Source organism: Achromobacter sp. DMS1 (genome assembly GCF_001270295.1).
The window spans coordinates 1-8,970 of sequence record NZ_LHSJ01000175.1 but is presented as its reverse complement, the minus strand read 5'-3'; the positions used below and the strand labels follow the sequence as shown (position 1 = coordinate 8,970).

10 protein-coding genes and 1 pseudogene are annotated in these 8,970 nt (G+C 69.5%); 10 read left to right on the top strand and 1 reads right to left on the bottom strand.

The window, feature by feature from the left end:
- From AD428_RS18275 to AD428_RS18260, 4 genes are all read left to right on the top strand, one after another.
- On the top strand, window positions 1-1,124 hold a 1,124-nt coding region (locus AD428_RS18275; protein ID WP_053246126.1), incomplete at its 5' end, for a DUF1800 domain-containing protein.
- Between the two features lie 118 nt (window positions 1,125-1,242).
- Window positions 1,243-2,334 carry a DUF1501 domain-containing protein gene (locus AD428_RS18270; protein ID WP_369798784.1) on the top strand — a complete coding sequence of 364 codons (1,092 nt, stop codon included), beginning with the start codon at window positions 1,243-1,245 and terminating at the stop codon, window positions 2,332-2,334.
- 140 nt (window positions 2,335-2,474) lie between these two features.
- Window positions 2,475-3,674, top strand: a complete 1,200-nt coding sequence (locus AD428_RS18265; protein ID WP_053246125.1) for an MFS transporter — start codon at window positions 2,475-2,477, stop codon at window positions 3,672-3,674.
- A gap of 18 nt (window positions 3,675-3,692) precedes the next feature.
- Window positions 3,693-4,187: a glutathione peroxidase gene (locus tag AD428_RS18260; protein WP_053246124.1), complete on the top strand. Its 495-nt coding sequence runs from the start codon at window positions 3,693-3,695 to the stop codon at window positions 4,185-4,187.
- 18 nt (window positions 4,188-4,205) lie between these two features.
- On the opposite strand, the gene AD428_RS18255 is transcribed toward AD428_RS18260, so the two are convergent.
- A complete protein-coding gene (locus AD428_RS18255; protein WP_053246123.1) occupies window positions 4,206-4,673 on the bottom strand; it encodes an Lrp/AsnC family transcriptional regulator in 468 nt (155 codons plus the stop codon).
- A gap of 122 nt (window positions 4,674-4,795) precedes the next feature.
- On the opposite strand from AD428_RS18255, the gene AD428_RS18250 reads away from it, so the two are divergent.
- From AD428_RS18250 to AD428_RS18225, 6 genes and pseudogenes are all read left to right on the top strand, one after another.
- Window positions 4,796-5,704: a DMT family transporter gene (locus tag AD428_RS18250; protein WP_053246122.1), complete on the top strand. Its 909-nt coding sequence runs from the start codon at window positions 4,796-4,798 to the stop codon at window positions 5,702-5,704.
- Between the two features lie 142 nt (window positions 5,705-5,846).
- Complete coding sequence (locus AD428_RS18245) at window positions 5,847-6,548, top strand: glutathione S-transferase N-terminal domain-containing protein (protein ID WP_053246127.1); 702 nt, start codon at window positions 5,847-5,849, stop codon at window positions 6,546-6,548.
- An 8-nt stretch (window positions 6,549-6,556) separates the two neighbouring features.
- A pseudogene (locus tag AD428_RS18240) lies at window positions 6,557-7,026 on the top strand (N-acetyltransferase family protein).
- A gap of 14 nt (window positions 7,027-7,040) precedes the next feature.
- Window positions 7,041-7,316, top strand: a complete 276-nt coding sequence (locus AD428_RS18235; RefSeq protein ID WP_053246121.1) for a hypothetical protein — start codon at window positions 7,041-7,043, stop codon at window positions 7,314-7,316.
- The gene (locus tag AD428_RS18230; RefSeq protein WP_053246120.1) at window positions 7,313-8,089 is read left to right on the top strand and encodes a lipoate--protein ligase family protein; all 777 of its coding nucleotides are present in this window, start codon (window positions 7,313-7,315) and stop codon (window positions 8,087-8,089) included. Before AD428_RS18235 ends, AD428_RS18230 begins: the two co-directional genes overlap by 4 nt.
- A 17-nt stretch (window positions 8,090-8,106) precedes the next feature.
- Window positions 8,107-8,919 carry an RsiV family protein gene (locus AD428_RS18225; protein ID WP_053246119.1) on the top strand — a complete coding sequence of 271 codons (813 nt, stop codon included), beginning with the start codon at window positions 8,107-8,109 and terminating at the stop codon, window positions 8,917-8,919.
- Window positions 8,920-8,970: the final 51 nt, after the last annotated feature.

Below are 8,970 nucleotides of genomic sequence, written 5' to 3'. Positions count from 1 at the left end.
TGCTGCGCGCCGTGTATGCGCCCAACCAGCTCCAGGAGCAGATGACCTGGTTCTGGATGAACCATTTCAACGTCTACGCCAACAAGAGCGATATCGGCACCTATATCGACCAGTACGAAGACCGCGCGATACGCCCGCATGCGCTGGGCAAGTTCCGCGACCTGCTGGCCGCCACGCTGCGCTCGCCGGCCATGCTGGTCTACCTGGACAACACGCGCAACACCGCGGGGCACATCAACGAAAACTACGCGCGCGAGCTCATGGAGCTGCATACGCTGGGCGTCAAGGGAGGCTACACGCAGACCGACGTGCAGGAACTGGCGCGCATACTCACCGGCCTGGGTGTGAACACCAGCGGGGAGCCGCCCCGCGTCAAGCCTGCGCTGCGCGCGCAAGTGGTCCAAGACGGACTGTTCCTGTTCAACCCGGCCCGCCACGACTATGGCGAGAAGCGCTTTCTCGGACGCCGGATCGCCGGCGCGGGCATGGCCGAAGTGGACCAGGCGGTAGACATGCTGGCCCGCCATCCCGCCACCGCGCGGCATATCAGCGCCAAGCTGGCGCAGTTCTTCATGGGCGATGCCCCGCCCGACGCCGCCATCGCGCGCATGGCCCGCCGCTTCCAGGAAACGGACGGCGACATCGCCGCCACGCTGGAGGCGCTGTTCCGCTCGCCCGAGTTCGCGCAGTCGCTCGAAAAGGGAGTTTTCAAGGATCCGGTGCATTATGTGTATTCGTCGCTGCGCCTGGCCTATGCCGGCCTGCCGCCCATCGTCAACCCGCGGCCCGGGCTGGCGCTGCTGCGCCGCCTGGGCCAGCCGCTCAATCTGCGCCTCACGCCCGACGGCTACCCGCTGTCGCAATCGGACTGGTCGGGATCGGGCCAGATGACGGCGCGTTTCGAGGCCGCCCGCGCCATCGCCGCCGCGCCGGCCGCGTTCTACCGCAAGAACAAGAACGAAGCGCCCGAGCCCGTCCGCCTGCCCGACCTGCTCGAGGCCGACGCGCGAAGCGGCCTGTTCACCGGGCTCTCGTCCGCCACGCGACAGGCCATCGAAAGCGCCCGCAATCCTCGCGACGCCAACACCTACCTGCTGGCCTCGCCCGAATTCATGCGGCGCTGAGGAGTTTTCATGGATCGCCGACAACTGCTCAAGACCCTGGCCGCCGCTCCGCTCGCGCTGGGCGCCGGCGCCTCTATGCCGCGCCCGCCGCCGGCGCAACCGGCTGCTCGTCGTTTTCATGCGGGGCGCCTACGATGCCGCCAGCCTGCTGGTGCCGGCGGACAGCGATTTCTATTACGAATCGCGTCCGCACATTGCCATCGCGCGGCCCGGCTCCGGCGCGCAGGCCGCGCTGCCGCTGGCCGACGGCTGGGCCCTGCATCCGGCGCTGGCCGAAAGCCTGCTGCCCTTCTACCGCAAGCGCCAGCTCGCCTTCGTGCCTTTCGCGGGCACCGACGACACCAGCCGCAGCCATTTCGACACCCAGAACCGGATCGAGCTGGGCCAGGGCGCGGCCAAGGGCGCCGATGGCGATTACCGCTCGGGCTTCCTCAACCGGCTGGCCGTGGCGCTCGGCGGCCAGCGCGCCAGCCCGGCGGCCTTCACCTCGGATGTGCCGCAGATCTTCCGCGGCCCGGACCGGGTGCCCAATATCGACCTCGGCGGCGCGGCCGGCAAGTCGCGCCTGCGCGAGCAGGACAGCGCCGCCATCGCCGCCATGTACCGGGGCACCGACCTGGCCGCGTCGGTCAGCGAGGGCCAGCGCATCATGAGCGCCGCGCAGGCAAACCTGCAGGCCGAGATGCAGGCGGCCAACGGCAACGCGGTTTCGGCCGACAGGCTCGAGCAGGAGGCCCGGCGCATCGCGCGCTTCATGAGCGGCAGCTACAACCTGGGCTTCGTGGACGTGGGCGGCTGGGACACCCACGTCGGCCAGGGCGCCGCCTCGGGGCTGCTCGCCAACCGGCTGGGCCAGCTCGGCCGCGCGCTGGCCGCTTATGCAGACGGCATGGGCGCGGCCTGGAACCAGACGACCGTGGTCGTCATCAGCGAATTCGGCCGCACCTTCCGCGAGAATGGCAACAAAGGCACGGACCACGGCCACGGCACGGTGTACTGGGTGCTGGGAGGCCAGGTGCGGGGCGGACGCATCGCGGGCCGGCAGGTGGCGGTGCGCCGCGACACCCTCTTTCAGGACCGCGATTACCCGGTGCTCAACGAATACCGCGCCGTGTTCGCCGGCCTGTTCTCGCGGCTGTACGGGCTGGACCGCTCGCGGCTCGCCCAGGTGTTTCCCGGGGTGACGCCGGCCGATCTGGGCCTGGTGTAAGCCGGCTGGCATCAGGGTATACCCTGGTCGACGGCAGGGGCTTGCGGGGGCCGCCTGCGCGCCTGCCCTAGAATGGCGGGCGTTTTTTCCTTCGCGCCGCGCTGTCTTTTTCGCCGGCGCCTCCCGCTGCGCCCTCTCCCATGCCCCTGCACCTCATTGCGCTGGCCGCCGCCGCTTTCGGCATCGGCACGAGCGAATTCGTCATCATGGGCCTGCTGCCCAATGTGGCGGCCGACCTCCACGTCTCGATCGACATCGCCGGCTTGCTGATCACCGGCTACGCCATGGGCGTGGTGATCGGCGCCCCCATCATGGCCATCGTCACGGCGCGCCTGCCGCGCAAGGCCACGCTGATCGGGCTGGCCAGCACCTTCGTGCTGGGCAACCTGCTCTGTGCGCTGGCGCCCGGCTACGGGCTGCTGATGGCCGCGCGCGTCTTCACGGCGTTCTGCCACGGCGCGTTCTTCGGCATCGGGGCCGTGGTGGCGGCCGATCTGGTGCCGCGCCATCAGCGCTCCAGCGCCATCGCCCTCATGTTCACCGGCCTCACGCTGGCCAACGTGCTGGGCGTGCCGCTGGGCACCGCGCTCGGGCAGGCCGCCGGCTGGCGGTCCACGTTCTGGGTGGTGAGCGGCATCGGCATGGCCGCCGTCGCGGCCCTGGCGGCCTGGATTCCCGGCCGCATCCCCATGCAGCCCGGCAACATCCTGCGCGAATTCCGGGTGCTGAAAGACGTGCGCGTGCTGTGGCCGCTGGCCGCCAGCGTGCTGGCGTCGGCGGCCCTCTTCTGCGTGCTGACCTACATCGCCCCGCTGCTGCGCGAAGTAACCGGCGTTTCCGAGCGCGGCATCACCGGCGTGCTGCTGCTGTTCGGGGTGGCGCTCACGGTAGGCAGCACCCTGGGCGGCAAGCTGGGCGATCGCAGCCTCGAAACCTCGCTGCGCCGGGTTTTCGCGGGGCTGCTGGCGGTGTTCGCCGTGCTGCCCGGGGCGTCGCACGCGCTCGCGCCCATGCTGACGGTTACCTTCGTCTGGGGCGTGCTGGGCTTTGCCGTGGTGCCCCTGCTGCAGACGCTGATCGTGGACCAGGCGGCCGACGCCCCCAACCTGGCTTCCACCCTCAACCAGGGCGCGTTCAATCTGGGCAATGCCTGCGGCGCCGGCCTGGGCAGCGTGGCGCTGGGCCACGGCCTGCCCCTGACCGGGCTGCCGTGGCTGTCCGCGGCCATGACGGCCGCCGTGCTGCTGCTGGCCTCCTGGGGCACGCGCCGCCACGGCCGGCGTGGCGCTACACTGCCTACGCCATCCTCCGCGCTGACGCCGTCGCGCTCGGATGCCTGATACGCCCCGAGGAGCCTCATGAGCACGATCTACGATTTCTCCGCCCGCACCATCGACGGCGCGGAACAATCCCTCGACACCTACCGCGGCCGCGTGCTGCTGGTGGTGAACGTGGCCTCCAAGTGCGGTTTCACGCCGCAGTACTCCGGCCTGGAAGATCTGTACCGTTCGTACCGCGAAGACGGCCTCACCGTGCTGGGCTTCCCGTGCGACCAGTTCGGCCGCCAGGAGCCGGGCGACGAAGCCGAGATCCGCAATTTCTGCACCACGCAGTACGACATCACGTTTCCGCTCTTTGCCAAGATCGAGGTCAACGGCGAGCAGGCGCACCCGCTGTACCGCTGGCTCAAGTCGCAACAGCCCGGCGTGTTCGGCACCGAGGGCATCAAGTGGAACTTCACCAAGTTCCTGGTGGGGCGCGACGGCCAGGTGATCAAGCGCTATGCGCCCACCGACGCGCCCGACAGCCTGCGCGACGACATCGCCCAGGCCCTGGCCGCGCCCGCGCCCTGAGCCGGCGGCGGCTTGCGCTCAGCGCAGCGGCGGCAGGCGCCGCCGCACGGTGTGGTCCTTGACGATGGCGGTATTGGTTTCGGCGTGTTCGCTCAGCCTGTCCAGGATGCCGTCCAGGTGGCCGATAGAACGCAGCGCCATGCGCGCGATGAAGCAGTCGTCGCCGGTGACCTTGTCGCACTCCACGAATTCCTCGATCTCGCGGATCAGGCCTTCCACCCGCTTGAGCTGGCCGGGCAGCGGCCGGATGCGCACGATGGCCGCCAGCGTGTAGCCCAGCGCCTGCGGGTCCACGTCCAGCGTGTAGCCCCGGATCACGCCCGATTCCTCCAGCCGCCGCAAGCGGTCGGCCACGCTGGGCGCGGACATGCCCACCTGGCGCGCGAGATCGGCCGTGGTCGTGCGCGCGTTGGCCGTCAGCAGTTCCACCAGCCGGCGGTCGATACCATCCAGGACGGGATTTTCGTTTCTAAGGTTTTCCGGCATAAATATCCCTCCAAAAAAGGCATTTGGTCGAAATCTTCGATTTCTCATCATATGTCCGGCCGGATCCGCCTGGAATAATTTCTCCATGAAATGCCCGGTCATGCCGGGCCAGGAGAAACGACATGCCTATCCCGTCCGAACGCGGCGGCCTCTGGCAGATGGCCGCCGCGATGACCCTGTCCGGCACCCTGGGCGTCTTCGTGCTGGAATCCGGCCAGAGCGCCTGGAACGTGGTGTTCTTCCGCTGCCTCTTCGGCTCGCTCTCGCTGGCGGCCTATTGCGCGGCGCGCGGCCTGCTGCGGCCCGGGCTGTACACCGCGCGCACGCTGGGCCTGGCGCTGGCCGCCGGCGCCGCGCTGGTGCTCAACTGGGTGCTGCTGTTCTCGGCCTACCGGCTGGCCTCCATCTCGCTGTCCACCGCCGTCTACAACGTCCAGCCGTTCTTCCTCATCGGCCTGGGCGCGCTGCTGCTGGGCGAGCGCCCGTCGCGCGGCAAGCTGGCCTGGTCGGTGCTGGCGTTCGCCGGGCTGCTGCTGGTGCTGCGTCCCTGGGCATCGAGCGCGCCGCAGGGCTATCTGGCGGGCCTGATGCTGGGCCTGGGGGCCGCCGCGCTCTATGCCGCCGCGGCCGTCATCGTGAAGCACCTCAAGCACATCCCGCCGCAGGTGCTGGCCCTGACGCAGGTGACGCTGGGCGCGGCCATGCTGCTGCCCATGGCCGACTTCCACGCCCTGCCCGCCGCGCCCTCGCAATGGGCCTGCCTGGTCGCGCTGGGGCTGGTGCACACCTGCCTGATGTACATCCTGATGTACTCGGCCATCCAGAAGCTGCCCACCACCTCCACGGCGGCGCTCAGCTTCATCTACCCGGCCGTCGCCATCGTGCTGGATTTCGCGGTGTACGGCCACCGCATGAACCTGGCGCAGGTCGGCGGGGTGGCGATGATCTTCCTGGCCGCCGCGGGCGTGAGCCTGGGCTGGCGGCTGCCGCGGCGCGCGCGGGCGCTGGGCGCGGGCGGCGGCTGCGCTTAGGATGGATTGCCGCCAGACGCGCAAACCCGCGCCGCGGCCCCGGGTATTCGGGGCCGCGCTCGGCCTGAGCCGCTATCATGGGCGGCCAGCCCGCCCGGCCCGCGAAGGGCCGGGCGCCGTTTCCGCCATCCAGGAAGCCTCCATGATCGATCTCTACTACTGGACCACCCCCAACGGCCACAAGATCACGCTGTTCCTCGAAGAAACCGGCCTGCCTTACAAGATTCACCCCGTCAACATCAGCAAGGGCGACCAGTTCAAGCCCGAATTCCTGGCGATCTCGCCCAACAACCGCATTCCCGCCATCGTGGACCAGTCGCCCGCCGATGGCGGCGGCCCGCTCTCGCTGTTCGAGTCCGGCGCCATCCTGCTGTACCTGGCCGAGAAAACCGGCCGCTTCCTGCCGCGGGATCTGCGCGGGCGCGCCGACGTGCTGCAATGGCTGTTCTGGCAGATGGGCGGCCTGGGCCCCATGGCCGGCCAGAACCACCATTTCTCGCAGTACGCGCCCGAGCGCATTCCCTACGCCACGGAGCGCTACGTCAAGGAAACCAACCGGCTGTACGGCGTGCTCGACAAGCGCCTGGCCGACCGCGAATTCGTGGCGGGCGAGTACTCCATCGCCGACATGGCGGCCTACCCCTGGATCGTGCCCCACAAGCGCCAGGGCCAGGATCTGAACGACTTCCCCCACCTCAGGCGCTGGTTCGAGGCGATTGCCGCGCGGCCGGCCACGCAGCGCGCCTACGCGCTGGCCGACACCATCAACACCGCGCCCTCCGTGAGCGACGAGGAATCGCGCCGCATCCTGTTTGGCCAGACCGCGCAAAGCACGCAGCGCTGAGGCCCGCCATGACCGCTGCGCCGCTGACGTTCCGCCGCGCCCGCATCGGCGATCTGCCGGCCATCATCGCCATGCTGGCCGACGACGCGCTCGGGTCCGCGCGCGAAGACCCCGCGCTGCCTCCCAACCCCCGCTACACTGCGGCTTTCGCGGCTATCGAACACGACGCCAACCAGTTCCTGGCCGTGGCCGAACGCGGCGGCGAGCCGGTGGGCTGTCTGCAGCTGACGTTCATCCCCGGCCTGTCGCGGCAAGGCATGTGGCGCGGCCAGATCGAAAGCGTGCGGATCGCCGCGGCGCGCGCGGCCAGGGGCTGGGCCGCGCCATGTTCGAATGGGCCATCGGCCAGTGCCGCCGCCAGGGCTGCGGCCTGGTCCAGCTCACGACCGACCGCGCCCGCCCCGACGCGCGCCGTTTTTACGAAAGCCTGGGCTTCGAGGCCACCCACGACGGCATGAAGCTCAGCCTCGACCTTTGATCCAAGGAGCGCCCATGCATGGCGAATACAAAGTCCCCGGCGGCAAGCTCGTCGTCGCGGACGTGGAACTGCGCGACGGCCGCCTGGCCGAGGTGCGCATCAGCGGCGATTTCTTCCTGGAGCCGCCCGAGGCCCTGGACGCCATCAACCGCGGCCTGACCGGCATGCCGGCCGACGCCGGCGAACTCGAACTGGCGCTGGCCGTGCAGTCGTCCCTGCCCACGGAGGCCGAAATGTTCGGCTTCTCGGCCGAGGCTGTCGCGGTGGCCCTGCGGAGGGCGCTGGCATGACGCGCACCGACTGGAACGACTACGACTGGCAGCTCATCCACGAAGGCCCGCAGATGCCCGCCTTGCACATGGCGCTGGACGCTGTGATCACCGACGAGGTGGGCGCGGGGCTGCGCCCGCCCACGCTGCGCATCTGGGAGTGGGCCGCCCCCGCGGTGGTCATCGGCCGCTTCCAATCGCTCAAGAACGAAGTCGACCCCGAGGGCGCGCGCCGCCACGGCATCACGGTGGTGCGCCGCGTAAGCGGCGGCGGCGCCATGTTCGTGGAGCCGGGCAACACCATCACTTATTCGTTGAGCGTGCCGCAAGCCCTGGTGCACGGCATGAGCTTCCAGGAGTCCTACGAATTCCTGGACGCGTGGGTGCTGCAGGCGCTGAAGGATCTCGGCATCAAGGCGTGGTACCAGCCCCTGAACGACATCGCTTCCGAGGCCGGCAAGATCGGCGGAGCGGCCCAGGCCCGCCGCGGCGGCGCGGTGCTGCACCACGTCACCATGTCTTATGACATCGACGCCGATAAAATGGTGCAGGTCTTGCGCATAGGGCGCGAGAAACTGTCGGACAAGGGCACTACGAGCGCCAAGAAGCGGGTGGATCCGCTGCGCACCCAGACCGGGCTGCCGCGCGAAACCATCATCCAGCGCATGGTCGACACCTTCGCGGGCATGCACCGGCTGACGCCGGGCGAGATCGGCGCCGGCACGCTGGCCAAAGCCCAGGCCCAGGCCGACGAGAAGTTCTCCACCGTCGAATGGACGGCGACGGTGCCTTGATTTCTGGAGGTTTTCCGATGCGTTCCCTCTGCTCGCCGGCCAGCGCGCCGCGCCTGCTGCTTGCCGCGACGCTGCTCGCCCTGGCGGGTTGCGGCAGCTCGCCGCCCGCCAACATCACCCTGGCTTCGCCCGCCGACGCGGCCGCCACGCCCCGATCCGTGGGCGACCTGGATGTGCAGCGCATCGAATGGTCGGGCGCCAAGCCGGGCTGCGAAGGCGACTGCCCCCGCATCGAAATCGACAGCGTGGCGTTTCCGGGCATTCCGAAACTCACTGCCCTGGTGGATCACGTGCTGGCCTACATGACCGGCACCGACGCCAACCGGCGCGGCCCCTACGACACGCTGTCGGAATATACGCGCTATTTCTGGACCGTCGCGCGCGCGCGCGACGCCACCTATTTCAAGGCCCGCGTCAAGGACACGGTGGGCGACATCATCGCCATCGAGCTGCATACCGAGCAGTTCATCACCGGCGCGGCCCACGGCATTCCGGCCACCCAGTACCTGAACTGGGAACGCAGCCGGGGCCGGGTCATGAGCCTGGAAGAGGCGCTCATCCCGGGCCGGCATCCGCAGTATGTCGAAGCCCTGCGGCGCGCGCACGCCAAATGGCTGGCGCAGAATCCCGACGCCCAGCGCGACCCGGCCGCCTACGACAAGATGTGGCCGTTCCAGGAAAGCGACAACTTCGCGCTCACCCGCGAGGGCATGGTGGTGAAGTACAACGCCTACTCCATCGCGCCCTACTCGCACGGCGAGCCCGAGCTCACCCTGCCCTACGCCGAACTGCGCGGCATACTCAAGCCGGCCCTGCTGCCGGCCTCCTGAGCAACCGCCGATAAAACAAGCCCGCCCGGCGCGGGCGCCGCGGCCGGCCCG

Coding starts and splice junctions, on each gene's coding strand:
- AD428_RS18270 (WP_369798784.1), top strand. CDS start 1,243: ATGCGGGGCGCCTACGATGCCGCCAGCCTGCTGGTGCCGGCGGACAGC.
- AD428_RS18265 (WP_053246125.1), top strand. CDS start 2,475: ATGCCCCTGCACCTCATTGCGCTGGCCGCCGCCGCTTTCGGCATCGGC.
- AD428_RS18260 (WP_053246124.1), top strand. CDS start 3,693: ATGAGCACGATCTACGATTTCTCCGCCCGCACCATCGACGGCGCGGAA.
- AD428_RS18255 (WP_053246123.1), bottom strand. CDS start 4,673: ATGCCGGAAAACCTTAGAAACGAAAATCCCGTCCTGGATGGTATCGAC.
- AD428_RS18250 (WP_053246122.1), top strand. CDS start 4,796: ATGCCTATCCCGTCCGAACGCGGCGGCCTCTGGCAGATGGCCGCCGCG.
- AD428_RS18245 (WP_053246127.1), top strand. CDS start 5,847: ATGATCGATCTCTACTACTGGACCACCCCCAACGGCCACAAGATCACG.
- AD428_RS18235 (WP_053246121.1), top strand. CDS start 7,041: ATGCATGGCGAATACAAAGTCCCCGGCGGCAAGCTCGTCGTCGCGGAC.
- AD428_RS18230 (WP_053246120.1), top strand. CDS start 7,313: ATGACGCGCACCGACTGGAACGACTACGACTGGCAGCTCATCCACGAA.
- AD428_RS18225 (WP_053246119.1), top strand. CDS start 8,107: ATGCGTTCCCTCTGCTCGCCGGCCAGCGCGCCGCGCCTGCTGCTTGCC.